Origin of the sequence: Thermococcus aggregans, assembly GCF_024022995.1 — an archaeon.
Lineage (GTDB): Archaea > Methanobacteriota_B > Thermococci > Thermococcales > Thermococcaceae > Thermococcus_A > Thermococcus_A aggregans.
This window is the reverse complement of record NZ_CP099582.1, coordinates 893,396-918,542: the sequence shown is the minus strand read 5'-3', so window position 1 is coordinate 918,542 and position 25,147 is coordinate 893,396. Positions and strand designations below refer to the sequence as shown.

Below are 25,147 nucleotides of genomic sequence, written 5' to 3'. Positions count from 1 at the left end.
GGTGGTAAAGATGAGAATAAAGCTTGAGCATGGTGCGGGCGGAGAGTTAATGGAGGAGTTCATTAAGGATGTCATTCTCAAAAATCTCACATTAAAATCCGCTGGCGGAATAGGGTTGGATGCCCTAGATGACGCCGCAACAATTCCCTTTGGGGATAGGCACTTGGTTTTTACCATAGATGGGCATACAGTCAAGCCAATTTTCTTCCCTGGCGGGGACATCGGTCGATTAGCAATAAGCGGGACGGTCAATGATCTGGCCGTAATGGGTGCGGAGCCTCTGGCGTTGGCGAATTCTATGATAATCCAAGAAGGGTTTAGTGGAGAAGACCTAGAGAAAATCTTAAAATCCATGGACGAGACTGCGAAAGAAGTTCCTGTCCCCATAGTAACGGGAGATACGAAGGTTGTAGAGGATAAGATAGGAATCTTTGTGATAACCGCCGGAATCGGAATTGCCGAGAGGCCGATAAGTGATGCCGGTGCTCAAATAGGGAATGTTGTGCTAGTGAGCGGGACGGTCGGAGATCACGGAATAGCTTTGATGAGCCATAGGGAAGGGATAGCCTTCGAGACAGAGCTTAAAAGTGATGTCGCTCCTGTATGGGAAGTAGTAAAGGCTGTTGCTGAGGCAATAGGCTGGGAGAACATCCACGCGATGAAAGACCCAACGAGAGGTGGCCTAAGCAACGCCTTAAACGAGATAGCAAGAAAGAGCAACGTTGGAATCTTGGTTAGAGAGGCAGATATCCCAGTAAAGCCAGAAGTAAAGGCTGCGAGCGATATGTTGGGCATAAGTCCATATGAAGTTGCCAATGAAGGAAAGGTTGTTATGGTAGTTGCAAGGGAATACGCGGAGGAAGCCCTTAAGGCAATGAAGAAGAGCAGACTTGGAAAAGATGCTGCGATTATAGGAGAAGTCATAGACCAATATCGCGGCAAAGTTATTCTTGAGACGGGAATTGGTGGAAAAAGGTTTATGGAGCCGCCTCTTGGAGATCCTGTGCCAAGGGTTTGCTGATATTTATTCTTATTTTCAATGCACTTTTGTATTCATTAATACCTGTTTTTAGTCACAAAAATTTAAGAATCCACGACTTTTTTCGGTGGAGGAGGTGGGTGAGATGATAAATCTCAGAGAGATTGTTAGAAAAAAGATTATCGAGGACAGAATAAGTTTTGAGGACTTCCCGATACTGTTGTTGTGTGGATTGGCTTCATGCATGGATGATGAGTGAAAATTTTCCATTTTTAGATTTTTTACATAACTACTTCTTAAGAACCAGCAAGATTTATAAGTCGCTCTCTTTTATTCAAAATCGAGCGCCGGGGTAGCCTAGCCAGGGAAGGCGGTGGACTCGAGATCCACTGGGCGTTTGCCCGCCGGGGTTCAAATCCCCGCCCCGGCGCCAATGCCGAGCTAAAACAATGATTATTCCTCTTTTTATTTGCTTCATTAAAAAAGCATTCAAATAGAAAAATTAAGGGCAGGAGAACAAAATCAAGTTGTAATTAAAGCTCCGTCTTTTTCAACTATTACAGTGTGCTCAGCTTGGGAAACTACTCCGCCCCGTATTTCCTTCAATACTGGATAACCATATAGCGCTCCGGCTTTTTCAAGCTGCATGAGGGCAATCCTCAGCTGTGTATCTGGCATGAGTTTTTGAACCCACCGGTATGCAAAGGGCAGTGTGGAAAAGTTCTCTTTAACATACCTCAAGAGTGTTCTTGCCTGAGGAAGTCTTACGGGCCTATCGCGCACGTACATGTATATCAGCGTGGGAGGTGCTTCTATAACCTGTCCGGCACCCGTAGTCGCGAAAGGCTCTATCGCTATGACGTCTCCTTCTTTGAGCTCGTAGTTATCGTGTGGCCTGTAGATATTGGGTATTGAAATGCCTGTGTGGAGCTTATACCTTTCTATCACGTGCCCGCTGAGATTAACTATTGGATTAAAGCCTTTTCCTCTTATAGTTTCCTCTATGACCTTTCCGATTTCGTTTATCTTTACTCCAGCCTTAACAACGCTTATTGCATTTTCCAACGCTTCCCTTGAGGCTTCTATTAGCTCATCATCCTCCATCCCTACCCTAACTGTAAAAGCCGTGTCTGCTATGTAGCCGTCAACGTGAACACCAAGATCAACTTTTAAGTAGTCTCCTTCTTGAAGGACAGTCTTGTCTCCTATATACGGTGTGTAGTGAGCGGCGATTTCATTTATTGAGAGATTACATGGAAAAGCCGGTTTTCCGCCTAGCTCTATTATTCTGTTTTCAACAAACTCGGCTATCTCATATAGAGATGCTCCAGGTTTTATTAACTTCAAAACTTCCTCTTTAACCTTTTTTGCAATTTCGCCAGCTTTGAGGAGATTTTCAGCTTTGTTCTCCACTTTTACCACCTAATGTTCACTGTCTATTTTGTTTTTAAAAACGTTGTCTGGATTCTCGAAAATTTTTTAACGCCCTATCCTCCTTAGACAATGTGGTGACCCAATGCTAGAGCTTCGAAAGTACATCAACATCGCCGATGACATCTTTGTCATAAGGAACCTAATAGGGGCACTTCTTCAGGGTATAGGTGTTGCTTATCTAATCCCGGTCTTGATTACGTGGGTTTACAGAGAGGAGATTAAGTATGTCCCTTATTTTGTGCTTCCGGGCCTGGCATGTATTCTTCTCGGGGCATGGCTAGCTCAACATTCTGAGCACATAGAGGATGTAAACCTGAGACAAGCTATGATTTCAGCAGCCTTTGTATGGCTTTTTGCCTCTTTTGTTAGCGTTGTTCCTTTCATGAAAATAGCAGGCATGGGTTTTGTTGACTCTTATTTTGAGAGCATGTCCGCGTGGACTGGAACTGGACTGACAATGATGCGCAATTTAGAAAGCTATCCCCATATAATCCTCTTCTGGAGAGCATGGATGCAGTGGCTCGGCGGAGTTGGCATAGTCTTAGTTGCCCTGACCGTCTTGATTCGTCCTGGGGTTGCTGCAGCGAGGCTCTACAAAGCAGAAGCAAGAACTGAGAGGATTCTCCCGAACTTGGCAAACACTTCGAAGGTAATATTCAAAATATACGCAGTTTTGACAATTGTGGGTGTATATCTTTATTACATAAACGGTATGGGGCTCTTTGATGCAGTGATACACTCAATGACAGGTCTTGGGACCGGTGGTATGAGTTCTCATGACCTGAGTATAGGATTTTTCAACAGTCTCAGCATAGAGGCGATCACGATCTTTCTTATGATAATGGGTGCGACAAACTTTACCGTTCATTACAAGCTTTTTAAAGAGCGGTCTCTTGCACCTTTCTTCAGGGATATTCAGGTTAAGTACATGTTCTTCTTCTTAGCTCCAGCCATTGCTCTTATTGGGTATGCTCTCCTAATTTACAATGGAGTGCCAATTGGGGAATCCTTTAGAGAGGCCGTTTTTCATGCTGTCTCTGCAATAACGTGTACTGGTTTTTCTATCTCGGATTTGTCTCAATACCCAGAGCTTGCAAAGCTCCTTATAGGCTTCTTAATGGTGGTTGGAGGAGGCGCAGGTAGTACGGCCGGAGGTATAAAGCTTATCCGCATAACTCTAACGTTCCAGACGTTAAAGTGGACAATCCAGCAGGCTATTCTCCCTAAGGGAGCCGTCATAAAAAGGAAAATTGGCGACTACATTTTTACGGAAGAAGACCTGCAAGAGGTTTTGGGATTTACCATGACCTACATTGCTTTTCTGTTAATTGGAACAATATGGGTCATGCTTAGGGTAGGGGCCAGCTTGGCGGATGCATTCTTTGAGGTTGCCTCAGCCCAAGGAAATGTTGGGTTGAGTATAGGAATAACCTCGCCATCGCTGCCTTTAGACGTTAAGATTCTCCTTATCCTTCATATGTGGATTGGAAGGTTGGAAATATTCTCAACTCTTGTGTTCATATTTGGCGTTGCCCTGATGCTGCCTAGGCTTGTGGAGAGGGAGTAAGTATGATAAGAGTGGAAGAGCTGAGCTTTAAATACGCTGGAGCAAAGGACTACTCCCTCAAGGACGTCAGTTTTAGGGTTAAAAAGGGCGAGTTTTTAGGCATTTTGGGAGCAAGCGGAAGCGGCAAGTCTACACTGTGTTTAACTTTCAATGGGATAATCCCTCATTCGATAAGGGGGGATTTTAGGGGCAATGTTTTTGTAAAGGGCTACAACACGAAGGAAGCAAGCGTGGCAGAGCTTTCGAAGATTGTGGGGCTTGTGCTTCAGAATCCCGACTCCCAGCTGTTTAATATGACTGTTGAGGAAGAAGTTGCCTTTGCCCTTGAAAATCTCGGCTTGGACGTTGAAGAAATAAGAAGGAGAGTTCACTGGGCGTTGAAAATTACCGGGCTTGAAGGGCTTGAGAAAGAATTCCCTCCGAACTTGAGCGGTGGACAGAAGCAGAGGCTTGTAATAGCAAGCGTCTTGGCCCTTAAGCCCGAAGTTCTCGTGCTTGACGAGCCAACTTCCCAGCTCGACCCTGTAGGCAGGGAGCAGGTTTTAAGCTTGATAACCCTTCTAAACAAGGAGCAGGGGATTACAATACTTCTCGTCGAACACAATACCGAGTACCTATTCGATTTTGCTGACAGAATAATAGTTCTTGATAAAGGCGAGCTAGTAATGGAAGGAAAACCGAGGGAGATTTTTGAGGAGGCAGATTACCTAAGGAAGCTTGGCATCAAAATCCCGGTCAGCGTAAAAATAGGGGCTGAATTGAAAAGAAAGGGGCTTCTCGAAAAAGCTGCTCTAAATGATAAAGAGCTTATAAAAGCCCTTAGAGCTCTGTTGAAGAGTTGAGCTTTTCCATTAGCAGCTCAAGATAAGATTTTCTCTCAAACTTTTTGATTCCAAGTGATTTCAGAATCTCCATGAGCCTTGGGACTTCTTTTTGCACTTCTTCTTCATCTTTTGCGAGTTTTTCTATCTCAACGAACTTCCCAAGACCTTCAACTTCATCTAACGTAATGGTGACGCCTTTTTCCACATAGTACTTTTCTCTAGTCTTTTTCACTGTGAGAATTTCCCTAAAGCCGAGAAGATTTAGAAGCTCAAGATATGCATCAACGTCTTCAATACTGACCTCTATTTCCTTTCTGCTCTTTGAAATGCTGTCAATCTTTGGGCCCTTATATGTAAGAAATGCCTCAAAATGGCCATTGAAGCGCTTTATCCTTATCCTTAATGCTTCATCCGTTTCTGAAAAATCTCTGCATGGGTGGCTGAAGTAAATGTCCTCATGAACTTCCTTTCTCATGAAGGTAAAGTTTTCCCTCACCCTCTCAAACACCTTATCGTCTGCATGCCCTTTGAGTTCGATCTCTATCATATCATCCCCTCCAGGTTTCTTTTTAATTTATTCAAGCACCTTTCACAGTAGTTTTTTCCTTTATAGTCAGTATCAATTATTGAATTTGAAAAATGCATTACGCATCTTGGGTTTTCGCAATGGGTAAGCCCGAACACATGGCCGAGTTCGTGCATTGCCTCTTTTATGGCCCTTTCCTTTAAAACTTCCCCATCCTTTTCGTTGTAAAACTCCGGCCTTAACCTTGCGAGGGAGATTATAGCGGCCTTTAGGTGTGGGTTAGCGAGTCCAAAGATGAAGTTCATTCCCTCCTCGTAGAGATCTCCATCCGTGACACCCAAAACTGCCGAAAAGCCTTTCCTATGCTCTGCAACTTTCATGAGGAAAAACCTCCCAAGAAACTGTCCCCTAAGTGGGTTGTAGGAGAAAAAGACGTCGCTTGCAGTTTTGGGAGGTAAGGTTTCCACTTTAAACCCAAATCTTGAGTAGAATTCTTCAACATGCTCTTTCACTGCTTTCAGAACGTCTTTTTCAACTTCTTTCACTACCAGCGGGAGTAGAGCTATTCTCACTCCTCACCCTCCAAAAAGGAGCTTAAGAATTTCAAACCCTCCTCAAGAAACTGCAGGTATTCTTCCATATTCCTAAAGGCTATTTCGTCGTTAATGAGATCGTAATTGTAAATCAGGACTTCTCTTAACTGAACCAGAAAATCAAGCTTCTCTTTCAGTTCATCTCCAATAATTTTCTCCTTATGCAGACTCTCAATTATCCCGCGATAGCTAACTGCCTCAATTTCTAAACTGGAAGAGATTTCATTAAGAGCATCGAGGAGGTTTTGAATTGCAAATTCAATTTGCTTGTATATCCCATCTTTGGCAAGGCCCATTTTTGAAAATCTCTCTTGGGTTTTGGGCATTGAAGACCTTACTTTCTGAATGCTTTCTTCTATGAGCTTCTTTTTATACTTGATATCTTCCTTCTTCACGCACAACACCAAAAATAATTAGGGAATAAGGAAAGATAAGGTTTTTTATGGAGTTAGTTCCATGGGTTTGAGCTCTTCAAGCAGGTGTTTTGCAAGCTTTATCGTATTATTAACGTCTCTTGCATCGGCTAACTCAACTTGGGAGTGCATGTATTTTATTGGAATCGAAAGGACAGCCGTTGCTACTCCCTCGCGGTTTATTTGCATGATGTTTGCATCAGTCCCAGTTGGTCTTGGGCTGGGCTCTACTTGAAGAGGTATCCCATATTTCTTGGCCACCTCGTCTGCAAATGCTCTAACCTTTGGATTTATGTTTGGTCCGACATCCATTACAGGACCTTTTCCAAGCTCTGGCACTATCTTGCCCTTGTCTCCGGGCTGTTTGGCAAAGGTAACGTCCATAGCTATTCCAATCTCTGGATCAATGGCATAGCTCGCTACTCTGGCTCCCCTTAGTCCGACTTCCTCTTGGACGCTTGCCACAAAGTATATATCTGCTTGGTGCTCTTCCAAAGCTCTTGCCGCTTCTATCATGGCGTAAAGGCATATCCTATCGTCCAGGTATGGGGATGCAAAGCGGTTTTCGTTAAGTCTCGTAAAAGCGGGAGCAAATTCCGCTATGGTTCCTACCTTCACACCCAACTTCTCTGCCTCTTCCTTTGAATCAGCTCCGATGTCGATAACTATTGTGTCCCAATCGGCGGCTTTGGTTCTCTCTTCGGGCTTGGTTAAATGGGGTGGGATGTGTCCAACTACACCGTATATTTCTCTTTTTTCTCCAAATATCCTTACCCTCTGTGCTACAAGCGTCCTTGGATCAACGCCCCCAACTCTAACAACATGTAGATAACCTTTTTCGTCTATGTGGTTCACCATAAGCCCTATTTTGTCCATGTGGGCAGCTATCATCACCTTTGGCTTGTCACCTTTCTTATGGGCAATGACGTTTCCAAGCTTGTCAACTTTAATTTCATCCACATAATCCTTCAAAGCTTCGATTACAACATCTCTGATTCCCATGAACTCGTATCCAGAAACCCCTGGAGCCTCGATAACCTTTTGCATAAGCTTCCAATCAACCATTCCAATCCCTCCATTTAGATGCTTGTCTTAATGAGGCATTGAAGCTTAAAAATTTTTCCAAAGAAAAAAGACGATTCAAAGAATTGCCTGAAGAAAGGCTTCCTCCCCGGGTTCAAGCTTGTCTATCTCCCATATTATTCTGCCGTCTTCTATTGTTATCTTCCCCTTTGTTGCCCTTGCATCGACGGCGTTTATTGCTTTTTCATACCTGAAGTTGTGAAGCTCTCTTACCCTTGGGGCTCTAACCTTTACAAAATAGTATTTGTCAAGCTGTTCTTCAAATTTGAGGGGCCTGAAAAGGGCCAAATAAGAAGTGCTCCCAAAGATTACTGCGGAGAGAACCAGGATTATGGGTAAGTTTCCATAGTCTTTCGGCTTTACTGGCTGAATTGGTGTTGTCTGGTTTATGGGGGTGGAAGTTGTTTGGATTGGAGTCTTGGTTTCCGGTTTTTTGGGTTCTTTAACAGTTATTATTGCCTCAGCTCCCAGATACCTATCGCTTTCGGCCTTTAGAGAAATGCTACCAAACCCGGTTTCGTTTAAATTTATCAATGCCGTCCCGTTTTCGTCCGTTACACCATATGTCTTCCCAATTGGTCCTATGGCTTCTATGGTCACGTTTCCTATGCCTTTTCCTGCCGAGTCCCTAACGTAGACTAAAAGCGTTTCGTTTCTCTGCTCATAGTTCATGAAAAGCTTTTTAACTTCAACAAATGTCTCAACTATCTTTCCATCGAGATTCAGGGTTATGTGGTAAGTTCCGGGTTCTTTTGCCTCAATAAAAGCCATTCCGTAGGAATTCGTTTTCAGCTCGGTACCTTCTATTGTCACTGGTATTCCCTCTACTCCGTTTCCTTTCTCATCTAAAACTCTCACGTATATTATGCCCCTCTCGAATTTGGTCTCATACCTCAGCTTCCTTTGATAGACCTCAAAGCTCTTTGCGATGGTTTTTGATATTCCTCCAAATCTTGCTCTCATAACAACCGTGTATTTTCCCACGTCTGGCTTCGGAAGAAATATTAAGTACTCCCACCTGTTTTTTGGATATTCGGGGTAAAGAAAGATGTTATGAATAGACTTCTCCGCGATTGAGGTGTTTCCTTTATAAATTTCATAAGAAACGTCTCCGAAAATTATCCCGTTGGACGAGGAAGAAACCTTGAGCGTTATGGCAACATCTTCCCCAAGGAGGTACCTATCCTTTACATCGACATCAATTGAATAACCCACCTTTGTGAGGACTCTTAGAGAGATGGGAACTTCAACGAGCACCGCTCCTACCCTTGCAACCACTTTGAGGTCATAAACTCCAGCTTTGGGGTTTTCAATATATATTGGCAGTGTTTTTTCAACTTTTTCTCCAGGTTCCAGCTTTTTTATGACATCTTGACTATAGAGGACGCCTTCAATGAGTGGTCCCGAGATGTAGATGCTTATATTCTCTGCAGTTTCATTACCAATATTGCTCAGTGTAACTGGAACTAGGATTGTCTCTCCGGGCTTTGCTTCAAAGCTCTCTTGAGCAACCTCAAGTAACAGAGAAGGCTGGGCACTCACTTCTAAAACAGAGAGCAAAAAAAGGATTGTTATCAAAACAGCCTTTTTATTCACTTCCAATCACCTCGATTAGAGACTTTTGCTTACCGAGGATTTCATCAAAGGTCTTAGCCTTATGTTTTGCTATCTGAAGGGTTATTCTATAATTTTTCCCGCTCTTTTTTAGCTTTTCAACCTCAAAAAAATACCATCCGTTGTTTATGAATTTAATCGCAATGATCCCCTTTCCCCCAAAGGTGCTTGCAAAGCTTTTTACCTTTTCAACCTCATCCTCACTTAAATAGATTTTATCATTTTTCGTGGTTTTGACTTCAATGCAAAGGTAAAGCTTACCGTTTCCCGCAACTATATCGACTTTTTTGCTTCCGGCTGATCTCAAAACTGCAAACCCCTCTTTTTCCAGCATCTTTATGAGCTCTCTTTCAGCACTGGCACCTTTTCGGTATCTCATTAGCGTTCCACCACATACCTTTTAGGGTGTTAAAGTTTATAAGTTGTTTTACCCAGCCATTACTGGTGGTAATCATGGTGGTTTACGAGCTAAATGGAAAGAAGCCTAAAATTCACGAAACCGCTTTTGTGGATGAGAACGCTTACATAATCGGAGACGTCGTCTTGGAGGAGAAAACGAGTGTTTGGCCTTCGGCAGTGTTGAGGGGGGACATAGAGCAGATATACGTAGGCAAGGGTTCCAACATTCAGGACAATGTTAGCATTCACACTTCTCATGGGATGCCCACGATAATAGGGGAATACGTTACAATAGGTCACAATGCCGTTGTCCACGGAGCAAAGATTGGAAATTACGTTATTGTAGGAATGGGGGCTGTGGTTCTGGATGGGGCTAAAATTGGGAATCACGTTATTATAGGCGCTGGAGCTCTAATACCTCCGGGGAAGGAGATTCCAGATTACAGCCTTGTTGTAGGTGTCCCAGGCAAAGTTGTAAGGCAGCTCAGTGAAGAGGAAATAGAAATGACAAAGAAAAATGCCGAAATTTATATTGAGCTTGCTGAAATGCACATAGCAAAGAGAAAGAGGATTGAGTGAAGAAAGATGCTCTATAGAATTGTTTCCAAAATTCCTCATATTTTATTTAAACCCGCTTATGATCTGTATGAGTCCTATCTCTTTGAAAAGGTCAAATCTCAGCCGGAAAAAATACCTAAACACGTGGCAATCATAATGGATGGTAACAGAAGGTGGGCAAGGCTTTTGGACAAGCCTCCTTGGTACGGCCACCTTTTTGGCTCCAGAAAACTGGAGGAAATACTTGAATGGTGTAGGGAGCTGGGCATAAGAACCCTGACAGTTTACGCTTTCTCAACTGAGAACTTTAAGAGGAGCAAGGAAGAAGTAAAGATGCTCATGGATCTCTTTGAAAAGAAGTTTAAGGAACTCCTTCATGACGAAAGAGTGCACAAGTATGGCATAAGGGTTAATGTTCTTGGCAGAAAAGATTTGTTGCCAAAAAACGTGAGAGAAGCTGCGGAGGAAGCAGAGAAAGCTACGAGGAAGTACAATAACTATACTCTAAACATCGCTGTTGCATACGGTGGAAGAAGCGAGATTGTTGATGCCGTAAAAAGAATTGTTGAAGACGTCCAAGCCGGAAAGCTAAACAAAAATGAGATAAATGAAGGACTTTTGAAGAAATATCTCTATGTGCCTAATATGCCGGATCCAGATGTGGTCATAAGAACGGGTGGGGAAGTGAGGATAAGCAATTTCCTTCTTTATCAGATTGCTTATAGCGAGCTTTTCTTCGTTGATGTCTACTTCCCGGAATTCAGAAAGATTGATTTTTTGAGGATAATAAGAGAATATCAAAAACGGCACAGAAGGTTTGGAAAGTAATTATGGAAAGATTTATAACTGGACTTTTGAAGTGAATGATGAACTGACGATCAATGTTTTAGGTGGTGCGATATGGGAAAAAGGGAAGAGATGATTAAGGCGATCAAGCAATTGATGACTCAACCGGAGAGAATTAGAAATATGGGTATTGCCGCTCACATTGACCATGGTAAGACGACTCTCAGCGATAACCTGCTGGCTGGAGCGGGGATGATTAGTGAAGAGCTCGCAGGAAAGCAGCTTGTGCTTGACTTCGATGAGCAGGAGCAGGCTAGAGGTATCACCATTAACGCCGCTAACGTTTCAATGATCCACGAGTATGAGGGAGAAAAGTACCTCATCAATCTCATTGACACTCCGGGTCACGTTGACTTCGGTGGTGACGTCACAAGAGCCATGAGAGCAATTGACGGTGCAATTATAGTAGTTGATGCTGTTGAAGGTGTCATGCCCCAGACCGAGACAGTTCTTAGACAAGCCCTTAGGGAGTACGTCAAGCCAGTTCTTTTCATAAACAAGGTTGACAGGCTTATTAAGGAGCTCAAGCTTACCCCACAGCAGATGCAGGAGAGGTTCGTTAAGGTAATTACCGATGTAAACCGCTTGATTAGGAGATATGCTCCTCCAGAGTTTAGGGACAAGTGGCTTGTCAAAGTCGAAGACGGTAGCGTCGCCTTTGGTAGTGCCTACTACAACTGGGCATTGAGCGTTCCATACATGAGAAAGACAGGAGTCTCATTCAAAGACATCATCGACCTTACAAACGCTGGCGATTTGAAGACCCTTAGAAAGAAGGCCCCACTTCACGTAGTTGTTTTGGACATGGTAGTTAGGCACCTTCCAAACCCACTGCAAGCCCAGAAATACAGGATTCCTCACCTTTGGAGGGGAGACATCGAGAGCGAGATTGGGCAAGCAATGCTCAACTGTGATCCAAATGGAAAGATGGCAATGGTCGTTACAAAGATCATCATTGACAAGCACGCTGGTGAGGTTGCAACTGGTAGAGTCTGGAGCGGTACTGTGAAGACTGGTCAAGAGGTCTACCTAATCAACAGCAAGAGGAAGGCAAGAATACAGCAAGTTGGTATCTACATGGGTCCAGAGAGAATTAACATGGATGCTGTTCCAGCTGGTAACATAGTTGCTGTAACAGGTTTGAGAGATGCAATGGCTGGTGAAACAGTTAGCGAAGAGCAAATTGAGCCATTCGAAGCCCTACACTACACAAGCGAGCCGGTAGTTACAGTTGCTATTGAAGCCAAGAATGTGAAAGACTTACCAAGGCTTATTGAAGCCCTTAGACAGCTCGCTAAGGAAGATCCAACACTCCACGTTAAGATCGATGAAGAGACCGGGCAGCACTTGCTCAGCGGTATGGGTGAACTCCACCTTGAGGTTAAGCTTGTGCACCTTAAGGAGCAGTGGGGCGTTGATGTTGACGTCTCAGAGCCAATTGTCGTTTACAGAGAGAGCATAACAAAGCCAAGCCCAATAGTAGAAGGAAAGTCACCAAACAAGCACAACAGGTTCTACATTGTTGTTGAGCCAATGCCGGACGAGATTTACCAAGCAATTAGGGAGGGTGAAATCCCAGAAGGAAGACCAAAAGATCCAAAGACCGTTGCAAAGAAGCTTGCCGAGCTTGGAATGGACTATGACATTGCAAGGGGCATCGTTGACATTTACAACGGAAACATGTTCCTCGACAACACCAAGGGTATCCAGTATCTCAACGAAGTTATGGATCTCCTTATAGATGGCTTCCACCAGGCAATGGATGAGGGACCACTTGCCAGAGAGCCCGTGATGAAGGTCATAGTTAGACTTGTAGATGCAAAGATCCACGAGGACAACGTCCACAGAGGCCCAGCCCAGATCTATCCAGCAATTAGAACTGCCATCCACTGTGCAATGATGAAGGCTGGTCCAGTCCTCTACGAGCCATACCAAAAGGTCATAATTAACGTTCCATACGAATACATGGGAGCAGTTAGCAGAGAGATTACCCAGAGAAGAGGACAGCTTATTGACATGAGACAAGAGGGTGAAGTAATGATAATCATCGCAGAGGCTCCTGTAGCAGAGATGTTCGGATTTGCTGGAGCAATAAGAGGTGCAACAAGCGGTAGAGCGTTGTGGAGTACAGAGCACGCTGGCTTCAAGAGAGTACCAAACGAGCTTGCAATAAACATTATAAGACAGATAAGGCAAAGAAAAGGTCTCGATCCAAACCCACCAACAGAGAAGGACGTCTGTCCACAGCAGTGATGTTTAGAGCCTTTTGTTTCCATAAATCTTTTCTATTCTATTCTAAGTTTACTCTATTATCGTAGGTTTTGGTGTAAAATAAGGAATTTCATATTCATAAAGAATTAAAGAATACTTGAGATTTCTTAGTTTTTGCGGTCTATTGCTCAAAAATAAGGATTAGGAGTTAGGAAGCTGAAGAAACCCTTTTAGCAGGTCTTGTGGCTACAATATTTGCTCCTGAACTGGCAACATTTTCTATTATCACTTGGCCAATTTCGACTGGAGCTTCCACTTCTATTTTGGCTAGCTCCTTCATAATTGCAGGTATGAGCTCCTTGGGAACAGGTCTATCTGTTTTGACTGATACTGTTGGAAAATCTCCGTTTTTTACCTTTATAACACTCATAACTACTCTTTTAGGTGTAGTAACTTCTTGTATTGCATAGTCTTTTCCTCTGGGACAGCTGAACCCTGTAATCTCGATGATTTTGTCTCCTTTCATCTTAACTTCAATCTCGCAGCCAAGCGGGCATATAATACACGTGAGTTTAAAGTGCTTGATTTCACTCATTGGGGACAACCTCCATTGTTATTTTGTCTTCTGCTTTTGCTATGTCTTCTTTTCTTAGTTTAATCCTTATCATCTCTGCTGGTTTAACAAATGGGAGCTTTATTTCCTTGTTTATCTCTGGGAAGCGGAGCTTTACGTTTTCTTCGGGTTTTTGGACTCTGGCGTAGATTACAACGTCATTATCACCGCTTAGATAGTGAGGAACAGCTAGCCGTATGTTCTTGCCCTTTACAAGTTTCTTCCACTTTTTGGTCGGGATGCCCTTATTTTGAACGTAAAGGTAAGCACTCTCTGCGGCCAGTTCCCCCTGTTCAACAACATAATCTACTAGATCATTTATAACAAGGGCATTACCTGCCACAAATACTCCAGGAATGCTCGTTTCGAGGTATTCATTTACTACAGGCCCTCTGGTTGCTGGGTCTATTATAACACCGACTCTTTCCAGCACCTTTAGATAAGGCACGAGTCCTGCTGCAATCACAACGGTGTCACACTCTATCTCCTTTTCTGTTCCAGGAATGGGCTTTAGGTTCTCGTCAACTTTAGTAACAATGACCTTTTCGACCCTTTTAGTCCCCTCGATTCTGGTAACCGCATGGCTGAGATAAAGCGGGATTCCAAAATCTTGGAGGCACTGGACTATGTTCCTTGTTAAGCCTCCCGGATAGGGCATTATTTCTATAACGGCTTTTACGTGAGCCCCTTCCAGAGCAAAACGCCTTGCCATTATAAGCCCGACGTCTCCAGAACCTACGATAACTATCTCTTTGCCGGGCATTATGCCATCAATGTCCATCATCGTTTGGGCTTCACCTGCAGTGTAAACTCCAGCAGGCCTGTGGCCGGTTAGTCCTATTTCGAATGGATGTCTTTCCCTTGCTCCAGTGGCATAGATGAGGGTAGTGGTAGTTATATCAAGGACACCCTTTGACGTAACAACCCTTAACCTCTTCTCTAGGTCGGAGTATGGCTCTATAGAGACTACGTGTGCTCCCGTATAGTGCTCTATGCCCATGTCCAAAAATTTGTGTATGAATCTGTAGATAAACTCAGTTCCCGTTAAGTCCTCCTTGAAGTAGTGAAGTCCAAATCCGGGGTGTATACACTGGAGAGGAACTCCTCCAAGTGTTTCTCTATTTTCCAAGAGTAATACTTTCAATCCAAGCTCTTTAGCTTTTATTGCAGCTGCCAAACCTGCGGGGCCACCTCCTATTACAACAACATCATAATCATTCTGCATTTTTATCGCCCCCATTCTCTCTCAATAGGACTTTAACGTCTCCTATTCCATACTCAGTTCCTTTTCCTTTGAGAGAAACCTCCCACAAGGGAATGCCAGTTTCTCTGGCTATTATCCTTGCAATCCTGATTCTGCAGTAAGAACCTTGGCAAGTACCTGCCATTGCGCCTGTCCTCATCTTTATTCCGTCAAGAGTTATGGTTTGGACACCCATATTTTTCATTCTCTTTATAACATCGACTATTTCTCCTTCCGTTATTTCTCTGCACATACACACTACGTTACCATAAGAGGGATTCTTTTGGATTAGTTCATTCTGCTTCTCTGGGGGTAAGTGTTTAAACCAAAATGCTCTTCTGTATGGGTTCCAGTGAGATTTTTTGGTAAGTTTAATGTCAAGTTTCTTTTGTATAAGTTCTTCAACTATATAGTACGCTATTGCTGGAGCTCCCGTAAGTCCAGGAGATCTTATTCCAGCGGCATTTATGAAGCCCCATGGGTCGTCATATGCCTCTATAATCCATCTGCCATCTGGAGGTTCAGGTCTTAGTCCTGCAAATGTGCGGATGACTTTGTTTTTCGGGGGCAGTTCCTTTACAAGCTTTTGAGCCCATTCCCACACGAAATCTAACCCTTCTTTTGTAGTGGACGTGTCTTCTTTGGCATCTTCAGGTAGATCTTCAGCCGTTGGTCCTATCATTAATCCGTCATTCATTTCAGTTATTACATAGACTCCTTTTGTCATGGGTGTGGGCGTTTGGTGCAGTATCCTTGTCACTTTTGGCGTGGCATCGTCGTCAAATACATAATATTGACCTTTTCTTGGGCGAATCGTGAAATAATCAATTCCCGCCATCTTTGAGATTTTATCTGAATACAAGCCAGCGGCGTTTATTATGAGGTCTGCGTCTATAAAGCCCCTGTTTGTTTCGACTCCTTTTACCTCTCCTTTTTCAATCTTTATTCCCCGGACTTCTGTTTCTGGAAGGAATTTAACGCCATTGGTAACTGCGTTTTCTACCAACGCAGGAGCTGCCATTGGAGATGCCATCACACCTGCGGTAGGTGCCCATAATGCTCCAGCTGCGTTGGGATTTACATTAGGCTCAAGCTTTCTCAGCTCCTCATTATCAACGAGTCTAACTCCCGGCACGCCGTTTTTTCGAGCAAGCTCCAAATAGTGCTTCGCAACTTTTAAGTCCTCCTCTTCTACTGCAATCATAAGCTCTCCTGGGAACTTGGCGGGAATTCCAAGTTCCTTGACCCACTGATGCCACAATCTGTTGCCTTTAACACAGAGTTTTGCCCTTAGCGGGTATTTCTTTGGATCGTCTTCATGCCCTGGATGAATTATTGCAGTGTTTGCTTTGCTTACCCCCATCCCCGCATCCGCGTTCTTTTCTAACAGATAAACATCCAACTCATTGTACTGACTTAAAACCCTAGCAATAGATGCCCCTACAACACCTGCTCCAACAACGACTACTTTTTTTCGTCCCATGTACTCCTCCCCCAGCTTTTTGAAATATAAATGACAAACTTAGCCATTCTTCGCAAATAAAACAAAAATTTATTCTGAGAGCCCAAGATCTTTAAGCACTTTTGCCCAGCCTAGAGACCTCTTAACGGCCTCTTTCCACCCGGCATAAAGTTTTTCCCTAGTTTGCTCGTCCATTTGAGGCTCAAACTCAGTCTCTACTTTCCACATTTTTGCAATCTCTTCTTGGCTGTTCCAGTAGCCTACTGCAAGTCCTGCTAGGTATGCAGCACCAAGAGCAGTTGTTTCTTGAGTTACAGGCCTAACTACCTTAGTGCCGAGGATGTCAGCTTGGAACTGCATAAGGAAGTTGTTTTTCGTAGCTCCTCCATCAACTCTGAGTTCCTTTACTTTTATTCCGCTGTCATTTTCCATTTCGATAAGAACATCTTTTGTCAGATAGGCTATTGACTCAAGAACAGCCCTTGCAAAGTGTGCTCTTCTTGTTCCCCTTGTAATTCCAATTATCAACCCTCTTGCGTATTGATCCCAGTATGGAGCTCCAAGACCAACAAATGCCGGCACAAAGTATACGCCCTCATTGCTCGCAAGGGATGCAGCGAGGGGCTCAACTTCGTCTGAGACTTCGATTATCTTAAGCGAGTCCCTCAACCACTGCACTGCTGCTCCAGTGATGAAAATGCTCCCCTCTAGGGCGTATTCAACTTTGCCGTTTAGACCCCATGCGATTGTAGTGAGAAGGTCTTTTGATGGATAGGGCTTTTCTCCAGTGTTCATGAGCATGAAGTTTCCGGTTCCGTAGGTGTTCTTAACCATACCCGGCTTGTAACATGCTTGTCCGAACAGTGCAGCTTGCTGGTCTCCAGCATCACCTGCTATTGGAACTTCTGCTCCAAAGACTTTTGGATCTGTGTATCCGTAAATTTCGCTTGAAGGCTTCGGTTCTGGTAGAATAGCTTCGGGAATTCCAAGAATCTCAAGTAATTCTTGATCCCACTCAAGCTTGTGGATGTTGAATATCATTGTACGAGAAGCGTTAGAGTAGTCCACTACGTGGACTTTTCCTCCACTCAGACGCCAGATAAGGAATGTATCTACTGTTCCAAAGAGAACTTCTCCTTTTTCGGCTTTTTCTCTAAGACCTGGGACATTGTCGAGAAGCCACTTTATTTTTGGCCCCGAGAAGTATGAGTCCGGAACAAGTCCGGTTTTTTCTTTTATAACATCATAATAGTCCTTTCTAAGCTCATCAACAATGTCAGCGGTTCTTCTACACTGCCAAACTATTGCGTTGTAGACTGGTTCGCCAGTCTTCTTATCCCATATTATTGTCGTCTCTCTCTGGTTAGTAACACCAATGGCAGCTATATCTTCAGGCTTTATACTTGCTTTTTCGAGAGCGGTTTTGAACGCCCTTACTTGAGCATCCCATATCTCGTTTGGGTTGTGCTCTACCCATCCGGGTTTTGGATAGTACTGGGGGAACTCATATTGGCCCACACCAAGTATGTTGCTTTCTCTATCAAATACAATAGCTCTGGCACTTGTAGTCCCCTCATCTAGAGCCAAAACATATTTTCCTTCCAAATCGGACATTTTTACTCACCTTTTTGGGAACAAATAGGCTAGCAAAGGCACCAAAAACACCTCTTATGGTGGTCTCAATAACAGACGTGCCTACCCATCTCCACTTAATCAAATAGTCCTCTAATGTCCGCAAGAGTTCCAAAAATACGTAGTGAATATCCACTCGGGTTAGTGACATAACTCGAAGGTCTTTTAGACCAAACCTCATTATTGCAACAAGCATACCTATAATATTTAATTTGGCCCTAATAAGTTTTTTTAGGCTATCTCTGACCAATTACATCTGATACTGGATATTTTGTTGCTTAACTCACTGTGGTAGAGGGAGAAAGAGCACTCGCTCTTTCCTTGTTCTCCCTTATTGACAATATGCCAAAAATGTTAATGTTCTTTGACATTAGATCAAAATAGAAAGGAAGCGTGCTGATTTATTTACCATTTTTCCAAGTTTTTTTGCACAAAATACATATAGGGTTGATGAATGTTGTCATAGTGGTGATGATCATGAACGCTGTTCAGCTGGTGAGCAGGGATATTGAGAAGGCAATAAGAGTACAGACCAAAGTGATAGATTATATGACAGACTTCTTCGTAAAGAGGGGCTTTAAGTGGCTCTTGCCGGTTATGCTGAGCTCTATAACCGATCCTTTATGGCCCGATCCAGCGGCAAGCAAAATGAAGGCTCCGGAAATTGAAGCCTACGGCACAAAGCTCAAGCTAATGCACAGCATGATCCTCCATAAGCAGTTTGCCATTGCAATGGGGCTGGAGAAGATATTTGTACTTTCTCCAAACATAAGGCTTGAGGAGAGAGATAGGGACGATGGAAGACACGCTTACGAGTTTACCCAGCTTGACTTCGAAATAGCCTACGCAAGTATGGACGACGTCATGGGACTAATTGAAGAGCTTATAACAGGTCTTTTCAAAGAAGCAAGAAAGTGGGAGGAACTTGAAGGGAGAGAACTGCCTAGAGTTAAAGCTCCGTTTAAGCGCTTTACAATGGCTGAGATTGAAGAAGAGTTTGGCGACGATGAAGAAGCTAGCAGAGCCATGGATGAACCATTCTGGATAACAGACATCTCCAGAGAATTCTACGATAGAGAAGATCCAGAAAAGCCCGGACACTTTAGAAACTACGACTTGGTTCTGCCAGAAGGTTATGGGGAAGTTTCAAGTGGTGGAGAGAGGGAGTGGCAATATGAGGTGATAGTAAGAAAGCTAAAAGAGAGCGGATTAAGCTTGGAAGCCTTTAGGCCTTATCTCGAGGTTGCAAAGGCTGGAAAGCTCAAGCCTTCTGCTGGAGCTGGCATAGGTGTTGAAAGACTTGTTAGGTACATGGTGGGTGCAAAGCACATCGCTGAGGTTCAGCCGTTCCCAAGAATCCCTGGACTCCCGGCAGTCATTTAAACGGCCTGCCGAAATAGTTTAGGTGAACCCTATCCCACATTATTTCCTCTTCCTTGTGTTCCTCTTTGTGCTCCGCCGGATAGCCGATTCCAATCACGCACAGAACCCTAATGTGGTCAGGAATCCCTAAAAGCTCCCTTACATAATCCTCGGCGCTCTTCTCTTCGCTGTGCTGTCTGTCCAGCACGTGGCCCCAGCATGCTCCTAAGCCTAAGGCTGTTGCTGCCAGCTGGATGTGTTCAGCGGCTATTGAAGCATCAAAAACCCACGCTGAGCTTATCCTTTCATCTCCGCAGACCACTATCGCCAGGGGTGCAGTTTCGAGAAACCTTAACGCTTGTCTAGTGTTTGCCAGCTTTTTAATGAGCTCTTTATCATCAACTACCACAAAATGCCACGGTCTCCTGTTCCTTGAGCTTGGGGAATAGAATGCTGCCTCAAGGATTTTCTCCACGTATTCTCTTGGCACCTTTCTATCTTGGTATTTCCTAATGCTCCTTCTTTTCTTAACGACTTCAAAGAAATCCATAAGAATCACCGTGGGAAATTTCGAAAAATAGCTTTATCAAAATTTCGTGAACGAAAGGTTAGAAAAAGAAAAAGCAGAAGGCCAGGTAAAAGTTAAACAGGCTCTTGACGTCGTACCCTGCTTTTCTCGCCGCTCTCGAGTGCGTTCTTGTTAAGAGGGACATTCCGTGTTTGGGTTCGATAACTCTCGGCGGGTGCAATGCTGTATGCGTGAAGTCCCATCTTGGGTGTATCGAATGCAGAGGGCCTCTACTGGAGGAAGCCAATCCTGCGAGTGAGCTCGAGATTCCAGCCTTTACGAAGAAGCGAGAAAAAGGTATGGAAGCTCGGATGAAGCGACATTTCTTCAGAAGCTGGAAGAAACGGTGAGGGCATTTGATCCATGTATCTCTTGTTCTGTGCATCTTGTTAGGCTTTGATTTCTTTTAATTTTTCAATGTATCCTAACGCATAATGCAAAAAGTTATATGGATTGAATTACTAGTTTGATTATGAGGTGAGACTGTGGAGTCTCTGGAGAGTGTCTTTGAACTCATAGATAAGATAAAGTTTGGAGAGATTGTTCTTGTTGAATACCATCGCTCCTTCATACCTGAGCTCATGACTCTTGGTCTTTTGCACTACGGGAGATCAAGAAGTTTGCCCGTTATAATCGATGATAACTTCGATTCTCTCCACGTTGTCCAGAAGCATCTTGAATTTATTGGCATTGACGAAGACTTTGGAGATGCTCTTGTCGTTAAAACCGGTGGAAAAAGGGACGTTGGAAACGTTGTTGCGAGAGTGAAGTTTGTTAGCGAACCGGTTATACTCATGAGAAACTACGAAGAGGCTGGTAAAGCAGCTTTTTCAAAGATTGAACAGTCCATAAACATTGTACTCGGTCTTGAAAGACTGTTTTCGTTTATTTCATCAATACCGGAATTTTACTCCTTCATTATTGCGACTCAATCCTTCCTTGGAAATGAAAAAAGGAAATCATTCTATTTGGTCAATAAGGATATTGCGTCCTCAATTCCTTTTAATCCCCTCCCAGAACTCGAAAGAATCGCAAGCACTGTAATTGAAGCCTTTCCAACCCCTACAAGTGGTATTTTTACTTTCAAAAAAGCAGCAAGTTTGGATTTACTTGGAAAGAAAATTGAAGTTCCTATCGGGGTGGTAGGATGGAAATGACAAAGGAAATTGTTTTTGAGATGATAGACAAGACCCCCTTTGGAAACTTAGTCCTTATTGAGGATGAAATCGATTACGGCTTTGTTGTGGTGACATACGCCCTTGTGAGATACGCCCGTGAGAGGGGAATGAAAATAATGATTGACGACAATTTAGACACTCTTTTCTTAGTAAAAAAGCACCTTGAACTCCTTGGCGTTCATGAGGACTTTTCTGATGCTATTGTCATCAAGACTGGAGGAAAAATGGATGTTGGGAGGGTGGTTAAAAGGATTCCCCTAGAAACAGAGCCAGTGATATACTTAAGCAGGTATGAGAGTATGGCCAACGAAGTCTTTTCTGAAGGAAAGTATATTAACATAGTCCTCGGTCTTGAAAGGCTTTTTGCTTTCTTGGAGGAATCCCGTGGGTTTTATACAGTACTAGACTCCATTCGAGGATTCTTAGGAAATAAGAACAGAAAGGCGTTCTACATAATAGACAAAAATATTGCTTCAAACCTCAAGTTTAACCCACTTCCGGAGTTAGAGGAAATAGCAACAACTGTGGCATACCTCAGGGGAGAATACGGGAAAGGTAAGGTTAATTTTGGAAAGAATCCGTTTATAGAGTTTTTAGGAAAAGAGTTTGAGATCTCCCTTGAGAAAGTGCTCCGGTGGTGAATATGGGGCTCTTTGATACTTTCAAAAAAAGAGAAAAAGAAAAAGTCGAAATATTTTCGAGAAAGTCTGTTGGGAAATTTAAAGTGGAAAAGACTTTTGAAGTCTTTGGCAGAAAAGTCCTAGTTGGAGATGTTATTGAGGGAGTTATTTACCCGGGCTATAAAGTGAAAGGAGAAGATGCAGCGCTGATAAGAGAGATACAAAAAGAGGGCCAAAGAATTGATTTTGCCTTACAGTGGGATCACGTTGAATTAGTTTTAGAGGACAATATTGACGTAAAAGTTGGAGAAGTTGTTAAAGTCTACCAATGCTAAGGGCTTTTAAAACTATCTCGCTTATACCTTTTTGGTGGTAGCGATGATAATATTTGATAATCACTTTCATGTTGACCCATTTAAGGGGCTTTTCTTGGAGGCAGTGAAGGAGTTCCACAGGGCTGGAGGAACGCATCTGAACGTTGTTTATAAGAGCGCTCATGACTACGGCTTTAGTGGAACTAAAGCAGAGGACTTCATGAAAGCCATGGATTTCCATATTGAGCTAGTGGAGAGGATAAATAAGGAAACTCCCGTTAAGGCATTTGCAGTCGTAGGAGTCCATCCCGCGGAATTTGCGTACCTAGCTGAAAAGAAAGGCATCGAATACGCAAAAAATGAGGTCATGAAATCATTAGAATACGCACAAAAGCTCTGCCTTGAGGGAAAAGCAATAGCAATAGGTGAGATAGGAAGGCCGCATTATGAAGTGAGCAAGGAAATATGGGAGGCAAGCATAGAGGTCATGATTTATGGAATGGAATTGGCAAAAGAAGCGGACTGTGCAGTTCAGCTCCATACGGAGAGCTTTACTGAAGAAAAGTTTAGAGAGCTAGGTGAAATAGTCAAAAAAGTCGGCATAAAGCCCTATAAAGTAGTTAAGCACTACTCTCCTCCGCTGGTGAAAGTAGCGGAAGAAGTTGGCGTGTTTCCATCAATTTTAGCAAGCAAAAAGGCTCTCATGGAAGCCCTAATGCAGGGTGACAGGTTTTTAATGGAGACGGATTACATAGACGATAAACGAAGGCCAGGGGCAGTTTTAGGGCCAAAAACCGTCCCAAGGAGAACACTCGCATTTATTCAGCAAGGCCTTATGAGTGAAGAAACCGCATACAAAATCCACGTGGAGAACCCAAAAAAGGTTTATGGGGTGGAGCTGGAAGAGTAACTCAAAGCTCTGCCTTCTTCACAACTCTCACTTTCCCGGGCTTTCCGATTTCTCCCTCAACTTCGAAGATCTTTCCAAAGAACTGCTCAACAACCCAGACGTTTGTTACCAAGTGCTTTGTGATTTTGCTCACCCAGATTTCTCCTCCCGCAAAGGCCAAGAAAGGTATGAGCTGATCTCCAAGGAACATGTCAACGGCGTGTTTTGGTTTCAGCTGCTCTATAAGCTCTTCAGCGGCTTCTTTTCCTACAACCTCAGCGGGCTTCCCTTTCTCCCCAAGGGCATCTCCACCAAGGCGAAGGACATCCGTGTTTGCCCACACCACTATTCCGCTGCCCGGCCCTAAGTGTGGGTCTTTTCCGGGCTCATAATACTCTTCCTTAATCTTCACAGGCACTGATGGATAGGCTTTCTCAAGAGTTTCCTTTGCAGCTTTTGCCTGTCTTATTGAGACGTGAGAAGGCAATCTTACGGCATGGCTTATACCCTCGAAGCTGTAAATCCTCTCGAATTTCGTAGCGATTAGGGATTTCTTTTCTTCCCAGGGGTAGACTTTGCCAACGACTAAGCCGCCTCCCCTTGGGTAGTGGCCTCTCCTCTTTATCTGGATTTCCGCCTTAATTCCCATCTTCTCAAGGGCGTAGAGGGTTATGTGTTTGAGATGATCCACTGGAGGACTCCACGGTACATCCGTTCCACCGGTTATTTCGAAGGTAACCTCTCTATCCCCAAAGACCATTGCCGGTAGGAGGGCTTGGAGAACAAGGGTTATGCTGCCGGCAGTCTTTATTGGGACTTTGACGTGCTTCGCTTGAATTCCTTTGGGATAAAACTCTAGCTCAGTTGAACCTTCACTTGCTCCCCTTACTTCTGCATTTGAAAGCTCTTTTAGTGCCAAAACACCATAAAGGTGCTGTGGTCTTAGTCCTGGCTTTGGCCTTTTGGCCCTAATGTTGATAATCTTAATCGGTTCCCCAGTTATAACCGAAAGAGCCAGTGAAGTTCTTAATATTTGCCCTCCACCCTCTCCATAGCTCCCATCAATGACCTTCACTTTCCTCACCAAGAAACAGTAGGAGGACTTCATTTAAAAGTTCTTCTGGTCTTTTGTTGGGCTTTCTCTCTTTGAGCTTTTTGATGAGCTTTGATAGGGTTTTAATGGTCTTGAAGGTTCTTTTTTGTTCGGGTATTTTTTCCACGACTTCATTTGGCACCTCTACCTCAGCTTCTCTCGTTAAAAGATCCTTGAACTCCTCTTCGCTTAAGTATGGCAGCTTTATTTTCACGGGTAGATCATATTTTTCTGCATTTTTGCTTTCCACTATTAACGTGAACTCTACTGGCACCTTAGACCCCTTGATTTTGGCAGCTCCTTTTTCTTTGATCCTTAATAGCTTTTCAACAAGCTCTTTTGGAGGTTCTCTGAGAATCAAAAATCCTTTATGAGCTTTTAGAAATAGGGGAGCTTCATAAATCTTCTCAGCTTTCTCCTTAACTTCAAACTCTTCTAGGGAATCAATGTAACCGTCCCACACTATTACGGGAGGTTTTATGAGGACTTTCCCTGTTCCTTTCTTTATCACTTCGTGAAGCTCGCTGTCAAACAGCTGGAGCTTTAGCTGTCCAATTTCGAGTGTTTCGGGAATTTTAACGGCTCCTTTAATTGCTTCTTCTAGAATCTCTGGAAGGGGAAGCTCTGTGTGGTTTATTATCAGCGTATCCTCCATGAGCTCCAATGCTTTGAGCTTTTCAATGAACCTGGGTGGCAGGGTCAGCTTCTCAAACTCAAGCCTAATGGGCTCCTCCTTTAATCCTTCTCTGGCACGTATTTCTCTTAGAAGGTCTTCGCTAACGGAGGTTATCTGGTATACCTCCTTTTTTCCTTGAAGGTAGAGAACACCGTTTGAGAGAAGCCTTAAGCCAAGACGGGCAAGAAATGAAGAAAGCTCGTTTTCAGTTCGCGTGCTTATTATTTCCTTCCCTTCAACGTTCTCGTATCCTCTATCAACCACGACAAAGTCTTCTGGATGGATTCCCTTTGCATATAGGAACCTCTCCAGGAGATCCTTGGCTAGCTCCTCGTTTTCAGCATAGACTTTTATGAACTCCACCGTGCCGTTTTTCCTGATTCCAATAAAAACTACCCCGTTGTATCTTTCTTTAGGCGTGAGCAAATCAGTCTCCATGATTTTCCCTTT

Annotated in this window: 25 protein-coding genes, 1 tRNA gene and 2 pseudogenes; 14 read left to right on the top strand and 14 right to left on the bottom strand. The window is 43.6% G+C overall.

The features are described from left to right. Window positions 1-10 precede the first annotated feature (10 nt). Both hypE and NF865_RS05210 read left to right on the top strand, forming a co-directional pair. Window positions 11-1,021, top strand: coding sequence for a hydrogenase expression/formation protein HypE (gene hypE, locus NF865_RS05215; RefSeq protein ID WP_253305564.1), 1,011 nt, complete (start codon window positions 11-13; stop codon window positions 1,019-1,021). A gap of 304 nt (window positions 1,022-1,325) precedes the next feature. Continuing rightward, window positions 1,326-1,412 (top strand) — tRNA-Ser (locus tag NF865_RS05210). 89 nt (window positions 1,413-1,501) lie between these two features. Here the strand turns inward: NF865_RS05210 and map are convergent. Then, on the bottom strand, window positions 1,502-2,392 hold the full coding sequence (gene map, locus NF865_RS05205; RefSeq protein WP_253305563.1) for a type II methionyl aminopeptidase: 891 nt from the start codon (window positions 2,390-2,392) through the stop codon (window positions 1,502-1,504). A 103-nt stretch (window positions 2,393-2,495) separates the two neighbouring features. Between map and NF865_RS05200 the strand changes: the two genes are divergently transcribed. After that, window positions 2,496-3,980, top strand: a complete 1,485-nt coding sequence (locus NF865_RS05200) for a TrkH family potassium uptake protein (RefSeq protein ID WP_253305498.1) — start codon at window positions 2,496-2,498, stop codon at window positions 3,978-3,980. Window positions 3,981-3,982: 2 nt separating this feature from the next. Continuing rightward, window positions 3,983-4,822, top strand: coding sequence for an ATP-binding cassette domain-containing protein (locus NF865_RS05195; protein ID WP_253305497.1), 840 nt, complete (start codon window positions 3,983-3,985; stop codon window positions 4,820-4,822). Here NF865_RS05195 and cyaB read toward each other — a convergent pair. The 6 genes from cyaB to hjc form a co-directional block, all read right to left on the bottom strand. Then, the gene (cyaB, locus tag NF865_RS05190; RefSeq protein ID WP_253305496.1) at window positions 4,800-5,351 is read right to left on the bottom strand and encodes a class IV adenylate cyclase; all 552 of its coding nucleotides are present in this window, start codon (window positions 5,349-5,351) and stop codon (window positions 4,800-4,802) included. The genes NF865_RS05195 and cyaB overlap by 23 nt on opposite strands. Further along, window positions 5,348-5,902, bottom strand: coding sequence for an archaemetzincin family Zn-dependent metalloprotease (locus NF865_RS05185; RefSeq protein WP_253305495.1), 555 nt, complete (start codon window positions 5,900-5,902; stop codon window positions 5,348-5,350). The genes cyaB and NF865_RS05185 overlap by 4 nt, the downstream gene beginning before the upstream one ends. Continuing rightward, window positions 5,899-6,318: a DUF86 domain-containing protein gene (locus NF865_RS05180; RefSeq protein ID WP_253305494.1), complete on the bottom strand. Its 420-nt coding sequence runs from the start codon at window positions 6,316-6,318 to the stop codon at window positions 5,899-5,901. Before NF865_RS05180 ends, NF865_RS05185 begins: the two co-directional genes overlap by 4 nt. A 45-nt stretch (window positions 6,319-6,363) precedes the next feature. Next, entirely contained in the window at window positions 6,364-7,401 is a 1,038-nt protein-coding gene (locus tag NF865_RS05175) for a lysyl aminopeptidase (protein WP_253305493.1), read from the bottom strand. A 75-nt stretch (window positions 7,402-7,476) separates the two neighbouring features. After that, window positions 7,477-9,015, bottom strand: coding sequence for a hypothetical protein (locus NF865_RS05170; protein ID WP_253305492.1), 1,539 nt, complete (start codon window positions 9,013-9,015; stop codon window positions 7,477-7,479). Then, complete coding sequence (gene hjc, locus NF865_RS05165; RefSeq protein ID WP_253305491.1) at window positions 9,008-9,412, bottom strand: Holliday junction resolvase Hjc; 405 nt, start codon at window positions 9,410-9,412, stop codon at window positions 9,008-9,010. The genes NF865_RS05170 and hjc overlap by 8 nt, the downstream gene beginning before the upstream one ends. 74 nt (window positions 9,413-9,486) lie before the next feature. On the opposite strand from hjc, the gene NF865_RS05160 reads away from it, so the two are divergent. The 3 genes from NF865_RS05160 to NF865_RS05150 all read left to right on the top strand — a co-directional run bounded on the left by NF865_RS05160 (window position 9,487) and on the right by NF865_RS05150 (window position 13,089). Continuing rightward, window positions 9,487-10,011, top strand: a complete 525-nt coding sequence (locus NF865_RS05160; RefSeq protein WP_253305562.1) for a gamma carbonic anhydrase family protein — start codon at window positions 9,487-9,489, stop codon at window positions 10,009-10,011. Window positions 10,012-10,017: 6 nt separating this feature from the next. Next, entirely contained in the window at window positions 10,018-10,818 is an 801-nt protein-coding gene (uppS, locus tag NF865_RS05155) for a polyprenyl diphosphate synthase (protein ID WP_253305490.1), read from the top strand. 72 nt (window positions 10,819-10,890) lie between these two features. Further along, window positions 10,891-13,089: an elongation factor EF-2 gene (locus tag NF865_RS05150; protein ID WP_253305489.1), complete on the top strand. Its 2,199-nt coding sequence runs from the start codon at window positions 10,891-10,893 to the stop codon at window positions 13,087-13,089. Window positions 13,090-13,255: 166 nt separating this feature from the next. Here the strand turns inward: NF865_RS05150 and NF865_RS05145 are convergent, their stop codons facing one another. The 4 genes from NF865_RS05145 to glpK form a co-directional block, all read right to left on the bottom strand. Then, window positions 13,256-13,642 carry a DUF1667 domain-containing protein gene (locus NF865_RS05145; protein ID WP_253305488.1) on the bottom strand — a complete coding sequence of 129 codons (387 nt, stop codon included), beginning with the start codon at window positions 13,640-13,642 and terminating at the stop codon, window positions 13,256-13,258. Beyond that, entirely contained in the window at window positions 13,635-14,885 is a 1,251-nt protein-coding gene (locus NF865_RS05140) for an NAD(P)/FAD-dependent oxidoreductase (RefSeq protein ID WP_253305487.1), read from the bottom strand. The genes NF865_RS05145 and NF865_RS05140 overlap by 8 nt, the downstream gene beginning before the upstream one ends. Further along, complete coding sequence (locus NF865_RS05135) at window positions 14,875-16,386, bottom strand: NAD(P)/FAD-dependent oxidoreductase (RefSeq protein ID WP_253305486.1); 1,512 nt, start codon at window positions 16,384-16,386, stop codon at window positions 14,875-14,877. Before NF865_RS05135 ends, NF865_RS05140 begins: the two co-directional genes overlap by 11 nt. Window positions 16,387-16,455: 69 nt before the next feature. Continuing rightward, window positions 16,456-17,979 carry a glycerol kinase GlpK gene (gene glpK, locus NF865_RS05130; RefSeq protein ID WP_253305485.1) on the bottom strand — a complete coding sequence of 508 codons (1,524 nt, stop codon included), beginning with the start codon at window positions 17,977-17,979 and terminating at the stop codon, window positions 16,456-16,458. A 495-nt stretch (window positions 17,980-18,474) separates the two neighbouring features. On the opposite strand from glpK, the gene NF865_RS05125 reads away from it, so the two are divergent. After that, the gene (locus NF865_RS05125) at window positions 18,475-19,380 is read left to right on the top strand and encodes an asparagine synthetase A (protein ID WP_253305484.1); all 906 of its coding nucleotides are present in this window, start codon (window positions 18,475-18,477) and stop codon (window positions 19,378-19,380) included. Here NF865_RS05125 and NF865_RS05120 read toward each other — a convergent pair. Continuing rightward, complete coding sequence (locus tag NF865_RS05120) at window positions 19,373-19,909, bottom strand: nitroreductase family protein (RefSeq protein ID WP_253305483.1); 537 nt, start codon at window positions 19,907-19,909, stop codon at window positions 19,373-19,375. The genes NF865_RS05125 and NF865_RS05120 overlap by 8 nt on opposite strands. 137 nt (window positions 19,910-20,046) lie before the next feature. Between NF865_RS05120 and NF865_RS05115 the strand changes: the two are divergent. The 6 genes and pseudogenes from NF865_RS05115 to NF865_RS05090 all read left to right on the top strand — a co-directional run. Beyond that, a pseudogene (locus NF865_RS05115) lies at window positions 20,047-20,196 on the top strand (hydrogenase); the annotation flags it as partial. A 2-nt stretch (window positions 20,197-20,198) separates the two neighbouring features. Continuing rightward, window positions 20,199-20,327: pseudogene (locus tag NF865_RS05110) on the top strand (NAD(P)-dependent hydrogenase/sulfhydrogenase 2 subunit alpha); the annotation flags it as partial. An 85-nt stretch (window positions 20,328-20,412) separates the two neighbouring features. Then, window positions 20,413-21,084, top strand: a complete 672-nt coding sequence (locus NF865_RS05105; protein WP_253305482.1) for a DUF257 family protein — start codon at window positions 20,413-20,415, stop codon at window positions 21,082-21,084. Continuing rightward, window positions 21,075-21,746: a DUF257 family protein gene (locus NF865_RS05100; protein ID WP_253305481.1), complete on the top strand. Its 672-nt coding sequence runs from the start codon at window positions 21,075-21,077 to the stop codon at window positions 21,744-21,746. The genes NF865_RS05105 and NF865_RS05100 overlap by 10 nt, the downstream gene beginning before the upstream one ends. Window positions 21,747-21,748: 2 nt before the next feature. Continuing rightward, window positions 21,749-22,060: a tRNA-binding protein Pbp11 gene (gene pbp11 / locus NF865_RS05095; RefSeq protein WP_253305480.1), complete on the top strand. Its 312-nt coding sequence runs from the start codon at window positions 21,749-21,751 to the stop codon at window positions 22,058-22,060. 43 nt (window positions 22,061-22,103) lie between these two features. Further along, window positions 22,104-22,949, top strand: a complete 846-nt coding sequence (locus NF865_RS05090; RefSeq protein WP_253305561.1) for a TatD family hydrolase — start codon at window positions 22,104-22,106, stop codon at window positions 22,947-22,949. A 1-nt stretch (window position 22,950) separates the two neighbouring features. On the opposite strand, the gene rtcA is transcribed toward NF865_RS05090, so the two are convergent. Together rtcA and NF865_RS05080 are read right to left on the bottom strand one after the other, a co-directional pair. After that, the gene (gene rtcA, locus NF865_RS05085) at window positions 22,951-24,003 is read right to left on the bottom strand and encodes an RNA 3'-terminal phosphate cyclase (protein ID WP_253305560.1); all 1,053 of its coding nucleotides are present in this window, start codon (window positions 24,001-24,003) and stop codon (window positions 22,951-22,953) included. Then, window positions 23,990-25,135, bottom strand: a complete 1,146-nt coding sequence (locus NF865_RS05080) for a hypothetical protein (protein ID WP_253305479.1) — start codon at window positions 25,133-25,135, stop codon at window positions 23,990-23,992. The genes rtcA and NF865_RS05080 overlap by 14 nt, the downstream gene beginning before the upstream one ends. Window positions 25,136-25,147: the final 12 nt, after the last annotated feature.